This window comes from Ureibacillus chungkukjangi (assembly GCF_003217295.1).
In the GTDB taxonomy this organism is placed as follows: Bacteria; Bacillota; Bacilli; order Bacillales_A; family Planococcaceae; genus Ureibacillus; species Ureibacillus chungkukjangi.
In genome coordinates this window covers 53738-70781 of record NZ_QJTJ01000006.1, presented here as the reverse complement: position 1 = coordinate 70781, position 17044 = coordinate 53738, and the positions used below count along the sequence as shown (strand labels likewise).

11 protein-coding genes are annotated in these 17044 nt (G+C 40.2%); 2 read left to right on the top strand and 9 right to left on the bottom strand.

Going from position 1 to position 17044, the window contains the following annotated elements:
* Positions 1-15: 15 nt before the first annotated feature.
* A complete protein-coding gene (locus BJ095_RS06740) occupies positions 16-879 on the bottom strand; it encodes a YicC/YloC family endoribonuclease (protein WP_306460152.1) in 864 nt (287 codons plus the stop codon).
* Between the two features lie 215 nt (positions 880-1094).
* Between BJ095_RS06740 and BJ095_RS06735 the strand changes: the two genes are divergently transcribed.
* Positions 1095-2777, top strand: a complete 1683-nt coding sequence (locus BJ095_RS06735; RefSeq protein ID WP_107933907.1) for an Rqc2 family fibronectin-binding protein — start codon at positions 1095-1097, stop codon at positions 2775-2777.
* A gap of 363 nt (positions 2778-3140) precedes the next feature.
* Positions 3141-6863 carry a S8 family serine peptidase gene (locus tag BJ095_RS06730; protein WP_107933905.1) on the top strand — a complete coding sequence of 1241 codons (3723 nt, stop codon included), beginning with the start codon at positions 3141-3143 and terminating at the stop codon, positions 6861-6863.
* 556 nt (positions 6864-7419) lie between these two features.
* Here the strand turns inward: BJ095_RS06730 and pyrE are convergent.
* From pyrE to BJ095_RS06690, 8 genes are read right to left on the bottom strand one after another with little or no spacing between them, the layout of a single operon-like run.
* Positions 7420-8049 carry an orotate phosphoribosyltransferase gene (gene pyrE / locus BJ095_RS06725; RefSeq protein ID WP_107933903.1) on the bottom strand — a complete coding sequence of 210 codons (630 nt, stop codon included), beginning with the start codon at positions 8047-8049 and terminating at the stop codon, positions 7420-7422.
* On the bottom strand, positions 8050-8757 hold the full coding sequence (gene pyrF, locus BJ095_RS06720; protein ID WP_107933901.1) for an orotidine-5'-phosphate decarboxylase: 708 nt from the start codon (positions 8755-8757) through the stop codon (positions 8050-8052).
* On the bottom strand, positions 8758-9669 hold the full coding sequence (locus tag BJ095_RS06715; protein WP_107933899.1) for a dihydroorotate dehydrogenase: 912 nt from the start codon (positions 9667-9669) through the stop codon (positions 8758-8760).
* Positions 9666-10439: a dihydroorotate dehydrogenase electron transfer subunit gene (locus tag BJ095_RS06710; protein WP_107933897.1), complete on the bottom strand. Its 774-nt coding sequence runs from the start codon at positions 10437-10439 to the stop codon at positions 9666-9668. The genes BJ095_RS06715 and BJ095_RS06710 overlap by 4 nt, the downstream gene beginning before the upstream one ends.
* Complete coding sequence (carB, locus tag BJ095_RS06705) at positions 10439-13636, bottom strand: carbamoyl-phosphate synthase large subunit (RefSeq protein ID WP_107933895.1); 3198 nt, start codon at positions 13634-13636, stop codon at positions 10439-10441. The genes BJ095_RS06710 and carB overlap by 1 nt, the downstream gene beginning before the upstream one ends.
* Positions 13629-14729: a carbamoyl phosphate synthase small subunit gene (locus BJ095_RS06700; RefSeq protein ID WP_107933893.1), complete on the bottom strand. Its 1101-nt coding sequence runs from the start codon at positions 14727-14729 to the stop codon at positions 13629-13631. Before BJ095_RS06700 ends, carB begins: the two co-directional genes overlap by 8 nt.
* On the bottom strand, positions 14729-16006 hold the full coding sequence (locus BJ095_RS06695; RefSeq protein ID WP_107933891.1) for a dihydroorotase: 1278 nt from the start codon (positions 16004-16006) through the stop codon (positions 14729-14731). The genes BJ095_RS06700 and BJ095_RS06695 overlap by 1 nt, the downstream gene beginning before the upstream one ends.
* Entirely contained in the window at positions 16003-16884 is an 882-nt protein-coding gene (locus BJ095_RS06690; protein WP_107933889.1) for an aspartate carbamoyltransferase catalytic subunit, read from the bottom strand. The genes BJ095_RS06695 and BJ095_RS06690 overlap by 4 nt, the downstream gene beginning before the upstream one ends.
* Between the last annotated feature and the right edge of the window lie 160 nt (positions 16885-17044).

Below are 17044 nucleotides of genomic sequence, written 5' to 3'. Positions count from 1 at the left end.
AGGGTAATACATGTATTATTCAATATTTTGTACTTGTTCACGCATTTTTTCTAAAATTGTTTTAGATTGAACAACTGCAAGTGATATCTCGGAATTTTGATTTTTAGAACCAATAGTATTGATCTCCCGGTGCATTTCCTGCATCAAGAAATCTAATTTACGTCCAATTGAATCTGACTCTTCAATTGTACTTTCAAATTGTTTAAAATGACTAGTCAAACGATCTAGTTCCTCAGATATATCAATTTTTTCAGCAAAAATCGCTACCTCTGCCAATAGTCGATCTTCTAGTTCCTCTAAATTCCCAATTTCTTTTATGCGATCAATTAGTTTATCTCGAAACTTATTGACAGCTTCACCGGACAATTCTCTAATACGATGGATCAGTTCTTTTAACTGGCTATTAAAGCTTGTCAAAATTTGTTTCAGCTGCTGACCTTCTAGAATCCGCATTTCAACTAATTTTTCTGCAGCCTCTTTAACTGCAAGCCCAATCGACATCTTTAACTCTTCAGGAGCTAACTCCTGTTTTTCATAAGATATAACATTATCTAATGAAAGAATTTCTTGCATCGACCATTTCTCTTCTATCGAAACGACTTCTTGAAGCTGTTCCTTAGCCTTTTGGTAAGCTTCAACTAAAGGCCAATTGATTTGGATAGCTAACTTCTCGTTCCCAATGGTTTTCAAATCAATCGCAACATCAATTTTCCCACGTTTCACATATTGTGATAATTGTTTTTTCGTCGCGATTTCAGCCTCAAACCACTCTTTAGGAAACTTCGTATAAATTTCTAAAAAACGATGATTCACTGAACGAATCTCCACAGTGAGTTGATAGTTATTCGTAGCTGTGACACCCCTGCCAAAACCGGTCATACTACGCACCAAGGTCATCACACCTTTCTTTGCATACTATTCCAAGTATAACACATTTAAGTAAATTTTTAATCTAGGAGGTTTATAAAAAGTAAATATTGGAGGAAACATGCAAGAACTATAGTATAATGTGAAATAGACTTTTTTATCTAATATAAGAAAACAAAAAATTTTAACCATTTTTAAATTGATTTTTAGAAAAGAGGTACACAATCATGGCTTTTGATGGATTATTTACATTTGCAATGACAAATGAATTAAAAAAATTGGAAACTGGTCGTATAACGAAAATTCACCAACCAAACGCCCTTGAAATTGTCATACACGTACGGTCAAATGGAGAAAATTTTAAATTATTAAGCTCTATTCACCCATCTTACGCTCGAGTACACTTAACTGGGCAATCAATCGATAATCCTTCTGAACCACCAATGTTTTGCATGCTACTTCGTAAACATATTGAAGGCGGCTTTATTCACGCAATTGAAACAGATCCCTTTGAACGAATTATTACATTAAATATTGAAAGTAAAAATGAAATTGGGGACCAAATTTTCAGAAAGCTAACAATCGAAATAATGGGACGACACAGTAATATTATTCTGATTGACAAGGAAAACAACAAAATTATCGATAGCTTGAAGCATTTACCTCCATCTATCAATAGCTATCGCACGGTATTGCCGGGCCAGCTCTACATCACACCACCCGAGCAAAACAAAAAGAATCCTTTAATGGTTAGTGATGAAGAAATAAATCAATTTTTCACAGAGGAAGCTTCGTCTAAAGAAATTGTTGAACAATTTAAAGGATTCTCGCCAACCCATGCCGAGGAGTTATTGCATCGACTACAGGGTAACGATAAAGTAACTGCTTTCCGTGCATTTCTTGATGAAATTGTAAAAAGTGCCCGTCCAACCTATATCGAGGTTGATCGAAAAATCTTTTTCTCGCCTACTAGGCTAACACATTTAGAAGGTGCAGAAACAGCCTATGAAACACTAAGTATTCTTTTAGACCGCACCTTCTTTGCACGTGCCGAGCGTGATCGAGTAAAGCAGCAGGCAGGTGACCTAGAGCGCTGGCTACAAAATGAGCTGAACAAATTGAAGCTTAAAATCAAAAAGCTGCAAAAGGATTTAGATCATGCGTCTAAACTAGATAAGTTCCAGCTTTATGGTGAATTGTTAATGGCCAATCTCTATCTATTTGAAAAAGGGATGAAGGAGGTTACGGTTTCCAATTACTATAGTGAAGCCGGTGAACAAATTACAATCCCTATAAGCGAACGGAAAACTCCTGTTGAAAATGCTCAAAGCTATTATAGTAAATATAATAAAGCTAAAAATGCACTTATTATGGTTAAGGAGCAGCTCGAAAAAACGGAAAGTGAAATTCAATATTTCGAAATGCTAATGGCACAGGTTAACCAAGCCTCCCCTGCTGATATCGAGGAAATACGTGAAGAGCTAGCAGAGCAGGGTTATCTTCGACTACGTGCAAGCAAAAAGAAGAAAAAACCGACAAAGCCTTCACCAGAATCCTTTGTTTCCTCTACTGGAATACCGATTTCTGTAGGGAAAAATAATAAACAAAACGATTATCTAACCTTTAAGCTCGCAAAAAAATCAGAGATATGGCTACATACAAAGGATATCCCGGGCTCACATGTCGTTATTCATTCATCTGAACCCGATGAAACAACGCTATTAGAAGCTGCTACTTTAAGTGCTTATTTCAGTAAAGCTAGAGATTCATCCTCCGTCCCTGTCGATTACACTGAAATTCGACAAGTAAAAAAGCCAAATGGATCTAAGCCTGGTTTTGTTATTTATTTTGACCAAAAAACACTGTATGTCACGCCTGATGAAGAGCTTGTTATGAAGTTAAAAAAATAAATTTAAAATTATTTTGCTGATCTAAGAAGATATTCACCTTCTTAGATCTTTTTTCATCCTTCAGAATAGGTACATTATCTCCCGCACACCACTCCATTTGCATTAGTTAAATTACCTTCAGAAAGGTCCAACAACACTCCTTCTCGACAATTAGCAACTTAATACGACGCCATACTTCATTTCCCATTTATTTTCCAAACAAAAGTATCATCCTTTAGATTCAAAATTTACACAATTGAAGGAATATTCTGTCTATCAATCAAATAATAGAATAATAGAAATAACTCTCTTAAATCTAAAGTCGCTATAGATTTAATATCAGTTTTTCTACAACAACTTTTATATGAAACAGGGGGAAAACGAATGAATTTAAGGAAGACCTTACTAGTGGCACTTATTTTTATGCTGTCATTAAGTTCAGCACTATTTAACGTCAGTGCTGCAAGTGCTAGTACAAAAAGCATTAAAAATTTACCATCCATTCAGCAAGAAAAACCAAAAGCGAACATTTCCAAATCACTAATCAATCCAGAAAATCCTGAAGAAAAAGTTCGTATCGTAATCGAGCTTGAGGGAGAACCCGCAATTCAAAAAGCGACGAAAAAAGGTCTTCTTTACAAAGAATTAAAAGCTGCAGAAAAAGAATCTATTGAAGCTGCAGTTGAGAAAGAGCAAAAAAATGCAAAAGCTAGCTTAAAGGCTGCTGCTCCTTCTATGAAATACCTTAAAAACTTCACTGTTGTATTTAATGGATTCTCTGCCGAGGTTGAAGCGAAGGTTGTAGAAAAAATTGCGGCAACTACTGGAGTTAAAGCTGTATATGAGGCGACAGAATACGAAAGACCAGAAGAGACGCCAGACATGGTTTATTCAAAGGAATTAGTTCAAGCACAACAAGCTTGGAATGATTATGGCTTCAAGGGCGAAGGAATGGTTGTCGGTATCATTGATACAGGAATCGATCCTAGCCATAAGGACATGATTTTATCTGACAACAGTACGGGCGAGTTAACTGAAAGCGAAGTAAACGCACTGTTAGCAGATGGCTCTATCGAAAATGGTCAATTCTATACAGCCAAGGTTCCTTTTGGCTATAACTATATGGATGCAAGCCATGAAATTTTAGATTTAGGTCCAGAAGCCTCAATGCACGGTATGCACGTAGGTGGTACTGTTGCGGCAAATGGCGACGAAGAAAATAATGGTATTAAAGGTGTAGCTCCAGAAGCGCAGCTTTTAGCTCTAAAGGTATTCGGGAATGACCCTTTAATCTCTACTACTTATGGAGATATCTACATTAAGGCAATTGACGATGCGATTAAACTAAATGCAGACGTACTTAATATGTCATTAGGCTCTCCTGCTGGCTATGTTGATGCAAATAGTCCTGAGCAACAAGCAGTTTCAAGAGCTACTGAAAACGGAATTATCGTTGCTATTTCTTCTGGTAACTCAGATATGTACGGATCAGGCACTTTCTATCCATACGCAGAAAATCAGGATTATGGTGTAACAGGCTCTCCTGGTATTTCACAAGACTCTATCAGTGTTGCATCCTTTGAAAACAGTATGATTACTGCTTATAGCTTTGACTACCAATTCGATGGTGAAAAAGCTGGTGGCGCACTATATCTAGCAGCAAATGAAGCAGATCCACGAACAGTTTTATCAGGAGCAGTTGAAGTAGTAGATGCTGGTTTAGGTACACCTGCTGATTTCGCCGGGAAGGATTTTACTGGGAAAGTAGCTCTAATTTCCCGTGGTGAAAATACTTTCGTTGAAAAAGGAGTCAATGCTCAAAATGCCGGTGCTGTAGCTGCAATTGTTTACAATAATACATCTGGCACAATCAATATGGCATCAGATCCTGCTATTACGATCCCGTTTATGTCAACATTGCAGTCAGATGGATTAGCTTTGAAAACGGCGATTGCTAATGGGCAAACTGTAACAGTTTCCTTCGAAGGAAATTTCATCGAGGTCCAAAATCCAAGCGCTGGCCAAATGAGTAGCTTCACTTCTTGGGGGCCAACGCCAAACTTAGACTTCAAGCCTGAAATTACAGCGCCAGGAGGCAACATCTTCTCTACTTTAAACGACAATGAATACGGTATTATGAGTGGGACATCCATGGCTGCTCCTCATGTTGCAGGTGGTAGTGCATTAGTTTTAGAACGTGTTGACACAGAATTTGACCTAACTGGTGCAGAACGTGTTCAGCTTACTAAAAATCTATTAATGAACACTGCAACTCCAATTGAGCTATTTGAAGGTGAATATGTTTCACCTCGTCGTCAGGGTGCAGGTTTAATGCAGATTGCAAATGCTCTTACATCAGATGTTGTAGTAACAGAAAGTAATTCAAAAGAAGGTAAGGTTGCGTTAAAAGAAATTAAAAACGACCAATTCTCCTTCACATTACAAGCGAAAAACTATTCAGATGAAGCAGCAACATATGACGTTAATACTCAGCTTCAAATCGACTATCCAGCCAACGCTGGCGGAGGGTTATACGTAACTCCAACAAACACATACGGTTCATACGTGTTAACTGACGAAGAAGCCGATATTGAAGCTCCAGAAACTGTTACTGTTCCAGCTAACGGTACAGCAACAATTACTATTTCAGTGGATGTAACTGATATTCCAGCTGATATTCGTTCAATCTATAAAAATGGTTTCTTTGTAGATGGATTTGTTACGCTAACTGATCCAAATGAAGAAATTACAGGCAATGTTCCATTATCTGTACCATTCTTTGGATTCAACGGTGGTTGGGATGATGCTCGTATTTTCGATTACTTTGCATGGGATGAGCTAACATACTGGGGCTATACTGCTTTAGCAGATGAACAAGGTAATTTCATCGATGGTGGAGGCAGCTTTGACACTACTCGCTTTGGTTTCTCTCCAAATGGTGATGGTGTTCGTGATAAAGCGATCCCTGTATACTCTCTATTCCGTAATGCAAAGCAATTTAAAGTGGAAGTTGTAGATAGTAAGGGCAAGGTTGTCCGTACAGTTCGTACTGCAAATGATTTAAGAAAGCATTATGTTTCTTCAGCTACTACTCTTCCTTACACGTACAATACAAATTACGGCTGGGATGGAAAAATCAACAATAAAATCGCTGCAGACGGTGACTACAAAATTCGCTTAAGTGGTGTAATCGATTATGCGGGTGCCCAGTGGCAATCCATCGAATACCCTGTAAAAGTCGATACTGCAGCACCAACGGCAAAAGTAAGCTTCGATACTGCCACAAAAACTGTTTCAGCTTCTGATTTTGCTGATGTAGGTTCTGGTACGGGCGTGGAATACTGGCAAGTACTTGTAAATGGCAAAGCTGTTTCACAAAATCTAGCAACTTCAACTACTAGCTTTGTAGTTGCAGGTGAGTTAACAAATAAAGATAAAATTACAGTCCAGGTTGTGGATGCAGCTCGTAACGCGACTGCATATGATTTCCAAGTAGGCAGCACAGCAGAAACAAAACCACCTGTAATTTACATCCAGTCTCCTGGATTATTCGATGTATTCAATACTAACGAAGTGGACGTATATGGAACAATTGAAGATGATTCTAAAATTACTTCAGTAACTGTAAATGATGCAAAAGCAGCATTTGATGGTCTAAACTTCTCACACAAGTTAAACCTAAAAGATAGTTTCCATAACGTTCGTGTGAAAGCAATTGACGAGTTCAACAACGAAATGCAAATTGCACGTCAAATTTTCGTCGATACACAAGCACCTACTATCAAACTTGGTAGCGTCCCTAAAAATACAAAGGATAGTGTAGCAACTGTTATCGTGACATTAAAGGATAATTTCGACGAGCTACGTTTAACTGTAAACGGCGATGAAAGATTCATGCATGAGCTTTCTTCCCCTTACGCAATGAAGGGCTTCGAAAAACAAATCGAACTAAAGCTTGAATTAGTTGACGGTACAAACGAATTTGTAATCGAAGCAGAAGACCTAGCCGGCCACCTTACAACTCAAACAATCCAAATCAAAAAAACTGGAAGCTCGAATGAGAAACCAGGGAATGGGAAAGGTAATGGAAAAGGTAATGGGAAATAATTAAAGATTGAAGATGGAGGATGGAGATAAACGGCGACGTTTTTCTCCATTTTTTATTGAATGAAATGCATTGGGAGTTCGATTTGTGCGTGGAATGCAGTTCATCGGGTGTATGAAGTGCATTGGGAGTCTGTTTTTGCTGCGGGATGCAGTTCATCGGGTGTATGAAATGCATTGGGACTCTGTTTTGGGCTTGGGATGCAGTTCAGCGGGTGTATAAAGTACATTGGGAGTCTGTTTTTGCTGCGTGATGCAGTTCAGCGGACGAATGAAATGTATGGTGACTCTGTTTTTGCATCGTGATGCAGTTCATCTGGTAAATGAACTGCATGCCGACTCTCATTTTGCGGCGTGATGCAGTTCACCTTATAAATCTATAAATCAAATACATCCCAAGTCATTTCCTACACTTCTACTAAATTAATAAAAGGAGTTCATCAAACTGATGAACTCCTTTTCTCACTCTCTTAAAATCTGCGGTGCACCAGTCGCAAGCTTTCGACACAGCTCCTGTTTAGTATAAATAAATTTACCAAATAAGCTATTCGTTTGAGATTTATAATCTCCCTGCCTTCAAATCTGCGTGCCACTCTTTTAAGAATGGGATGTCTTTTTCGTTGATAGCGCCTGTTTCTGTTGCTGCTTCTACTAGGTAGTCGAAGTTTGTTAGGGATACGTATTTTATGCCAGCTTCTTCAAAGGCTTGCTCGGCACGTGGTAAGTTATATGTATAAACGCAGACAACGCCTACTACTTCACAGCCAGCTGCACGTAATGCTTCTACGGCTGTAATCGATGAGCCGCCTGTTGAGATGATGTCCTCTACTACGACTACTTTTTGACCTGGTGCGATTTTTCCTTCGATTTGGTTGCCTCGACCATGCTCTTTTGCTTTAGAGCGAACGTACACCATAGGGCTCTCCAGTACATCTGAAACCCATGCAGCATGTGGGATGCCAGCTGTTGCTGTACCAGCTACAATTTCTGTTTCAGGGAAGAATTCTTTGATATTTTGTGCAAGACCATGCGCGATTTGTTTACGAACTGTTACATCAGAAATTGTTAAACGTGTGTCACAGTAGATTGGTGATTTTATTCCTGAAGCCCAAGTAAATAAATCAGTTGGATTTAATTCGACAGCTCCCACCTTTAGCATTCCAAGAGCAATTTCTTTTTGTAATGACATTTAGTTTTCCTCCCATAAATCGCAAACTTTTTTATATGCAGCTGCTGGATCAGCTGCTCCCGTAATCGCACGACCTACAACGATTAATGATGAGCCACTAGCCTTTGCCCCATTTGGTGTAGCAATTCGTTTTTGATCGTGAGCTTCTCCACCTGGTAAACGAATACCAGGTGTTACACGCAGAAATTCCTGGCCACAAGCTTCACCGATTTGTCCTGCTTCGTGAACGGAACAAACAACTCCATCCAAGCCAGCTTCCTTTGTAATCCTTGCATAATGTAGTACAGAGTCAAGTAAGGATAAGCTGATCATTTGCTCATTCTGCATTTGTTCTTCTGTCGTTGAAGTAAGCTGTGTTACTGCAATAAGCTTTGCTCTTTCCTTACCTGCTGGCGTTCCTGCCTCTAGTCCTTCAAGTGCACCACGCATCATGTCAATTCCACCTGCTGCATGAACGTTAACTAGATCTACGCCTAAACGAGCTAACCCTTTCATGGCAGACCTTACAGTATTCGGTATGTCATGAAGCTTTAAATCTAAGAAAATATCATGGCCTTGTTCCTTTACCTTTTGAACAATGCTAGGGCCCTCTTGTAAATATAGCTCCATTCCAATTTTCACGAAAATCGGCTCATTAAAATTGCTTAAAAACTGGAATACTTCCTTTTCGCTTGGAAAATCTAGTGCAATGATTGGTTTAGTGTTCATTTACAGATGACTCCTTCCGATAATTTCTTTTATGCGTTGTACTCCCAACTCTTCTAGGCGAGCTGGCAATGCTTCGATAATATTTGGACAAACGAAAGGATCTACAAAGTTTGCTGTACCTACTGCAACGGCTGACGCACCTGCAGACATGAAGTCTATTACGTCCTGTGCATTTGTTACGCCGCCCATACCGATAATCGGAATGTTTACATTTTTGTATACTTCATAAACCATACGAATTGCTACTGGCTTCACCGCAGGACCTGATAACCCACCTGTGCCATTTGCAATCACGGGCTTACCAGTACGTTCATCTAAACGCATACCCACCAATGTGTTAATCATCGTAATACCGTCTGCTCCACCTGCTTCAACAGCTTTTGCAATTCCCACGATATCCGTTACATTTGGCGACAGCTTCACGTAAACTGGTACCTTTGAAACTTTTTTAACTGCTTCCACTAATTCTTTAGCTACAACGGCATCTGTACCAAAAGTGATACCGCCATGCTTGACGTTCGGGCAGGAAATGTTTAACTCCAGTGCCTTTACATTTGGCGCTTCAGAAATCTTCTCAGCCACTTCCACATAGTCTTCCGTTGTTGTTCCCGCAACGTTTGCAATAATTGGAACATCAAAGCGTTCTAAATATGGAAGCTCATTTTTCATTACCATTTCTAAGCCAGGGTTTTGAAGTCCAATTGCATTTAGCATCCCAGCTGCAGTTTCTGCTACACGAGGTGTTGGGTTACCAAGACGTGTCTCTACAGTTGTAGCTTTAATCATGATGGCTCCAAGCTTAGACAAATCATAGAGATTAGAAAATTCCTTGCCGAATCCAAAGCAGCCTGAAGCTGGCATGATTGGGTTTTTTAAATCTAAGCCTGGGAGTTGAATACTTAGTCGACTCATAGCTCTACAACTCCTTTCGGGAACACTGGTCCATCTGAACAAACCTTTACATAATCCTTGTCTGTTTGATCCGTCGTTTTACAAATACATGCAAAGCAAGCACCGATTCCACAGCCCATCCGTTCTTCAAAGGAAAGGAAACCAGTTTTATCTGGATAAAAGTTTTCTAGTGCACGAAGCATCGGTAAGGGACCGCATGCATAAAAGACATCAAATTCAGGCTTTAGCTCCTCAAGTAAATCCGTTACAAAGCCTTTTGTTCCTTTCGTGCCATCCACTGTTACGTAATGAGTATCTCCTAAAGTTGAAAACTGATCGTCATAGAAGCACACATCTTTTGTTGAAAAGCCGAATACATGAATTGTTCGGATACCTCGGGCGTTCAATTGCTGGGATAGCTCGTAAAGTGGTGGTACGCCAATACCTCCACCAACTAATAGAGCAGTACCGCCTTCAGGTGTAGCCTCTACTGGGAAGCCATTTCCTAAGGGACCCAGAACATCTACTTCATCGCCCACTTGTTTTTGGGAAAGGATCTGTGTACCACGCCCTTCAGCACGGTAGATAACAGTTGCTTCACCTGTTTCTTTGTCTATATTGGAAATACTTATTGGTCGTCGAAGAAGTGGCTCAAAGCTGTCTGACACACGAATATGGACGAATTGTCCAGGATTCATGTCCTGAACAATTTGCCCTTGTAATGTTAGTTCAAAAATATGCTGAGCTATTTCACTTTGACGAACGACAATCATTCGTTCTTGTTGAATCATTAATGAACTACCTCCGCTTTTGGCATTTCTTCTGCTGTAAATGTCATTGATTCAATAACCTCTAGCATTGCTTCTGCTGTATCTAATGATGTTAAGCAAGGCACACCATTTTCAACTGATTCACGTCGAATACGGAATCCATCACGAGCTGGCTGCTTACCTTTTGTTAACGTATTGACAACTAGCTGAGCTTGGCCGTTTTGAATCACTTCAAGTAATGTTTTTTCTTTAGAACCGATTTTTCCAACTACATCTGCTTGTACTCCTGCTTCCTTAAAGCTTTGTGCAGTACCTTCTGTAGCCATAATGCGGTAGCCCACTGTGTTGAAGCGTTTCGCTAGCTCAATCGCCTCTTTTTTATCTTTATCAGATACTGTAAATAACACTGTTCCGTGAGTTTTGATTTCCATACCCGCTGCTACAAAGCCTTTGTATAAAGCTTTTTCAAAGGTTGAGTCTTTCCCCATTACTTCCCCTGTCGATTTCATCTCAGGTCCTAATGTAATGTCTACACGACGAAGCTTAGCAAAGCTGAATACTGGTACTTTCACAAATACACCCTTTTGCTCCTTAGCTAAGCCAGTTGGGTAGCCTTGTTCTACAATGGATTGACCAAGTATAGCCTTAGTAGCAATGTTAGCCATCGGGATATTTGTAATTTTACTTAAGAACGGTACAGTACGGCTTGAACGTGGGTTTACTTCGATTACGAAAATGTCCCCTTTTGAAAGTACATACTGAATATTCATCAGCCCGACGATGTTTAACCCTTTTGCTAGACGCGTTGTGTAATCAACAATTGTTGCCTTTTGTTCATCTGTTAGCTTTTGAGGTGGATATACCGAGATCGAATCACCTGAGTGAACACCTGCTCTTTCAACGTGCTCCATAATGCCTGGAATCAACACATTTTCACCGTCACAGATTGCGTCAACCTCAATTTCTTGACCCGTTAAGTATCGGTCAACTAATACTGGATGGTCTGGTGAAGCCTCTACAGCATTTTCCATATAATGCTCTAATTCTTGCTCGTTATAAACGATTTCCATCGCACGTCCACCTAATACATAAGAAGGGCGAACAAGTACTGGGAAGCCAAGTTTTTTGCCAATTTCCAGTGCTTCTGCAGTTGATACAGCTGTTTCCCCTGCTGGCTGTGGAACATCTAGCACGCGTAATGCTTGCTCGAACTTATCACGGTTTTCTGCACGATCGATATCCTCTAGGCTTGTTCCTAAAATCTTCACTCCGTTTGCCGCTAATTTGTCAGCCAGGTTAATAGCAGTTTGACCACCAAATTGAACAACTACACCGATTGGTTTTTCTAAATCAACGATGTGCATAACATCTTCAATCGTAAGCGGCTCAAAGTATAGCTTATCTGAAATCGAGAAGTCAGTTGAAACTGTTTCTGGGTTTGAGTTGATGATGATCGCTTCATAGCCAGCCTCTTGAATTGCCCATACCGAGTGAACTGTTGCATAGTCAAACTCAACGCCTTGCCCTATACGGATTGGACCAGAGCCTAACACGATTACAGAAGGTTTTTCTGTTACGATGGATTCATTTTCATCCTCATAAGTTCCGTAGAAGTATGGTGTTGTTGATTCAAACTCTGCTGCACAAGTATCCACCATTTTGTATACCGGAATAATATTTTGTTCTTTACGGTATGCATACACTGCCTCAGGATTCGTGTTCCAAAGCTCTGCGATTTTCTTATCCGCAAAGCCCATACGTTTAGCTTGGCGCAAAATTTCTGCATTATTTACATTGTCAGCTAAAGTAGCTTCCATTTTGATGATGTTTTGTAATTTGTTTAAGAACCAAAGATCAATTTCTGACCATTCATGAATTTTTTCTATCGTTACACCACGGCGTAATGCTTCACCTATAAAGAATAAACGCTCATCCCCTGCTTTACGAATACGTTTTTCAATCCAGTTATCACTATTTTCTTCAGCGTGCTTCAGCTCAATATGTGTATGACCCGTCTCAAGCGAGCGAACTGCTTTTAGAATGGCTTCTTCAAAGTTGCGGCCAAGTGCCATAACTTCTCCAGTTGCCTTCATTTGTGTTCCTAGATTACGTTTAGCAGATTCGAATTTATCGAATGGCCAGCGTGGAATTTTTGCAACAACATAGTCAAGTGCTGGTTCAAAGTCAGCATAAGTTGACCCTGTTACTGGATTGACAATTTCATCTAAAGTTAAGCCTACTGCAATTTTCGCTGCTAGCTTCGCAATTGGATAACCAGTTGCCTTAGATGCTAATGCTGATGAACGTGAAACACGCGGGTTTACTTCAATTACATAATAATTGAAGCTATTCGGGTCTAATGCTAGCTGTACGTTACATCCACCTTCAATTTTTAGAGCGCGGATGATATCTAATGAAATATTGCGCAGCATTTGGTATTCGCGATCCGATAATGTTTGAGAAGGTGCTACTACGATTGAATCACCTGTATGAATCCCCACTGGGTCGAAATTTTCCATGTTACATACAACGATTGCATTGTCGATAGAGTCACGCATTACCTCATATTCAATTTCTTTATAGCCTGCAATTGATTTTTCAAGTAAGCATTGTGTTACTGGGCTATATTTTAAACCGCTTGTTACGATTTCCTCTAGCTCCTGATCGTTTGAGCAAATTCCACCACCTGTACCGCCAAGAGTGAAGGCAGGACGCACGATTACTGGGTAGCCAATTTTAGCTACAAAGTTTTTTGCTTGCTCAAGATTTGTAATAATATCAGATTCAGGTACCGGTGCACCTAATTCATACATTAAAGTACGGAATAAATCACGGTCTTCTGCCTTATGAATGGCATCTAGTTTCGTACCCAAAATTTCGATTCCAAGCTCATCTAAAATGCCAGAGTCATTTAACTCGATTGCCATATTTAAGCCAGTTTGTCCACCAAGTGTTGGAAGGATTGCATCTGGACGTTCCTTACGCAAAATACGTGATACAAATTCTAGTGAAATTGGCTCAAGATAGACTTTGTCTGCAATTTCTGTATCTGTCATGATTGTGGCAGGGTTTGAGTTGATTAAAATTACACGGTAGCCTTCCTCTTTTAAAGAAAGACAAGCTTGTGTACCTGCATAGTCAAATTCTGCTGCTTGTCCAATTACAATTGGACCTGATCCGATTACTAAAATAGTTTCAATATCTGTACGTTTAGGCATGTTGTTTCCCTTCCTTTACATGTGATTCCATTAATTCAATAAATTCGTCAAATAAGTGGTTGGAATCTTCTGGTCCCGGTGATGCTTCTGGGTGGTATTGCACTGTAAATACTGGATGCTTTTTATGACGTAATCCTTCGATTGTTCCATCATTTAATGCAACATGTGTTACTTCTAAATCGGTATTTGCTAATGAGCTTTCATCAACAGCATATCCGTGGTTTTGTGAGGTAAGCTCTGTTCGGCCAGTGCGTAAATCCTTTACAGGGTGATTTGCTCCGCGGTGACCAAATGGAAGCTTAAAGCTTTTTGCTCCGCTAGCTAAAGCAAACAGCTGGTGCCCTAAGCAAATACCGAAGATTGGAACTTTTCCGATTAAATTACGAATTGTTTCAATGCCCTCTGTCACATCAGCAGGGTCTCCAGGTCCATTTGACAGCATAATGCCATCTGGATGCCATGCTAAAATTTGTTGTGCTGAAGTGTTGTAAGGTACAACTAGTACGTCACAATCACGTTTGTTCAACTCGCGTAAGATACCATGCTTCATACCGAAATCCATTAGTACAACACGTTTTCCGCGACCCGGACTTGGGTAAGCCGCTTTAGGTGACACTTCTTTTACATGATTTGTGATTAATGGTGTCGCTTGTAACGTTGCTACTATTTCATCTATATTTACTTCCTCATCAGCTGCTGTCAGCATCGCTTTTACAGCACCCTTTGAACGAATAATTCTTGTTAGCTTGCGTGTGTCAATTCCTTCAATACCGGGAATATCCTGTGACACTAGATAATCATTTAATGAAAGATCACTTCTGAAATTCGAAGGTTCCTTTGCAAGCTCGCGACAGACCATGCCGCGAATAGCTGGTGTAATGGATTCAAAATCATCACGATTAATGCCGTAGTTCCCGATTAACGGATAAGTGAATGTAACGATTTGTCCGTAAAAGGATGGATCAGATAAAGTTTCCTGATAGCCAGTCATCCCCGTTGTAAATACTACCTCACCCTGTGACGCTCTTTCGCTGCCGAATGCGTACCCGTAAAATACTGTTCCATCCTCTAAAATCAATAATCGCTTTTTCATTATTTTGCCTCCTCGTTGTAAACGATGTTACCTTCAACCATTGTTAGTACCGGCCAGCCTTTTGCCTTCCATCCAGTAAATGGTGTATTGCGACCCTTTGATGCAAATTCATCTGGGTTGATTGATTGTTCTTGATTTAAATCTATTAATACTAGGTCAGCTGCAGCCCCTACTTCTAATGTTCCATATGGAAGGTCAAAGATTTGTGCTGGCTTAACCGTCATCCAATCTACCAATTGCTTCAAAGTCCATTTCTTCGTTTCTACAAATTGTGTATATAAAAGTGGGAATGCTGTTTCAAAGCCTACAATCCCAAATGGAGCACCAACCATTCCACAGCATTTTTCCTCAACTGTGTGAGGTGCGTGGTCTGTTGCGATACAATCGATTGTTCCATCAAGTAGTGCAGCATGCAGTGAGTCTTTATCATCGATTGCTCGTAATGGCGGGTTCATTTTCCAGTTCGCATCATCACTTGGAATATCCATTTCTTCTAATAGCAGATGGTGTGGACAAACCTCCGCAGTCACTCGAATACCTGCTGCCTTTGCATCTCTCACTGCACGGACAGATTCCTTCGTAGATACGTGACATACGTGGTAACGTGCTCCTGCTGCTTCAGCCAACAGAACGTCACGGGCAATTTGCACCGACTCACAAATCGAAGGAATACCTAGTAAACCAAGCTCCTTATTACGTTTTCCTTCATGCATAACCCCGTCGTAGATCAACGAGTTATCCTCACAGTGTGCTACCACAACCATGTCAAGCTTTGCTGCAGCCTGCATTTGCTCGTACATCGTTGCTGCAAGCTGTACACCAACTCCATCATCCGAGAAGGCAACTGCTCCGCTCGCTTTAAGCGCCTCTAAATCCGTACGTTCGTCACCAGATTGAGCAACCGTTAATGATCCATATGGCAGTACTCGCACTTTTGCACTTTGTTCGATTAAGCTGTTGATTAATTCCAAATTTTCAACCGAGTCAGGCACTGGTTTCGTATTTGGCATCGCACAAATAGTTGTAAAACCACCCTTTGCAGCAGATGCTGTTCCTGTTGCAATTGTTTCTTTATGTTCAAATCCAGGCTCACGTAAATGCACATGAACATCAACAAATCCTGGTGCCAGGAAGTTTCCTTTACCATCAATTATTTCAGCACCAGCTGGCTGTTCTCCACCTATTTCTGTGATGCGTCCGTCAACGATTGTTATCGTACTTTCTACTAGTTCACTTTGTCCGTTTAGTAATTTTACGTTTTGAATATATTTTGTCATATCGATCTTCCCTCCAGGAGTGTCTCTAATATTGCCATTCTCACAAAAACGCCATTTCGAACTTGATCGAATATCCTTGAACGCTCACATTCAACAAGCTCTGATACGATTTCTACATCCCGATTTACTGGAGCGGGGTGCATGATAATCGCGTTTTTCTTCATTTTTGCTTCGAGTTCAAAAGTCAGTCCATATTGCTCGTGGTAGCTTTCTTTTGAAAAGCTTTTATTTATAACATGACGTTCATGCTGAATTCTTAATAACATGATTACGTCACTGTCCTCGATTAGTCCATCCCAGGAGTGATATGCTTCAAAATCGCCAGCCCATTCTGGTGGACATAAGAAGCGAACGTTCACACCTAAACGTTTTAGTGCAGTTGCATTTGATTTAGCGACACGGCTATGTGATATGTCACCAACAATTGTGACTTTCAAGCCTTCAAAAGAACTAAATTCCTTATGTATCGTATAAAGGTCAAGCAAGCTCTGTGAAGGATGCTGACCAGCGCCATCTCCAGCATTGATAACAGCTACATTGATGCCTTCAAGAAGCTCATTATAATATTCATCCTCTTTAGCTCGAATGACGACTGCGTCCATTCCGATCATTTCAAGAGTTTTGACAGTGTCATACATTGTTTCTCCCTTTAATGCACTCGAAAAGTCAGCATCAAACGGGATTACTGTGCATCCCACTTTTCTTTCAGCCATTTCAAAGCTTGTTTTCGTTCTAGTACTTGGCTCAAAGAAAAGGTTTGCTACGTTATAGGATTTTTCTAACCTTGTCATTTCACCATCCTCAAACTGAGCGGCGCGTTCTATAATCTGCATTACTTCTTCATTTGATAAGTGCTCCATCGATAATAAGTTTCTCATTACCTCTTCCTCCTAATTGTCGTATTTCCTCTAGAAAACACGTTTACTAAATCCCTATTAGTAGAAAAAATGCCTCGCAAATGTCGATTCGCGAGGCAAAAGGTATGACAAGCTAAGGTACCCCATAATTAGATGTACCTACTTGTTATTCCCCTTCTTT

Bases quoted from the DNA above. Each gene is read 5' to 3' on its own strand.
- BJ095_RS06740 (WP_306460152.1), bottom strand. From the start codon at position 879: ATGACCGGTTTTGGCAGGGGTGTCACAGCTACGAATAACTATCAACTC.
- BJ095_RS06735 (WP_107933907.1), top strand. From the start codon at position 1,095: ATGGCTTTTGATGGATTATTTACATTTGCAATGACAAATGAATTAAAA.
- BJ095_RS06730 (WP_107933905.1), top strand. From the start codon at position 3,141: ATGAATTTAAGGAAGACCTTACTAGTGGCACTTATTTTTATGCTGTCA.
- pyrE (WP_107933903.1), bottom strand. From the start codon at position 8,049: ATGTCATTACAAAAAGAAATTGCTCTTGGAATGCTAAAGGTGGGAGCT.
- pyrF (WP_107933901.1), bottom strand. From the start codon at position 8,757: ATGAACACTAAACCAATCATTGCACTAGATTTTCCAAGCGAAAAGGAA.
- BJ095_RS06715 (WP_107933899.1), bottom strand. From the start codon at position 9,669: ATGAGTCGACTAAGTATTCAACTCCCAGGCTTAGATTTAAAAAACCCA.
- BJ095_RS06710 (WP_107933897.1), bottom strand. From the start codon at position 10,439: ATGATTCAACAAGAACGAATGATTGTCGTTCGTCAAAGTGAAATAGCT.
- carB (WP_107933895.1), bottom strand. From the start codon at position 13,636: ATGCCTAAACGTACAGATATTGAAACTATTTTAGTAATCGGATCAGGT.
- BJ095_RS06700 (WP_107933893.1), bottom strand. From the start codon at position 14,729: ATGAAAAAGCGATTATTGATTTTAGAGGATGGAACAGTATTTTACGGG.
- BJ095_RS06695 (WP_107933891.1), bottom strand. From the start codon at position 16,006: ATGACAAAATATATTCAAAACGTAAAATTACTAAACGGACAAAGTGAA.
- BJ095_RS06690 (WP_107933889.1), bottom strand. From the start codon at position 16,884: ATGAGAAACTTATTATCGATGGAGCACTTATCAAATGAAGAAGTAATG.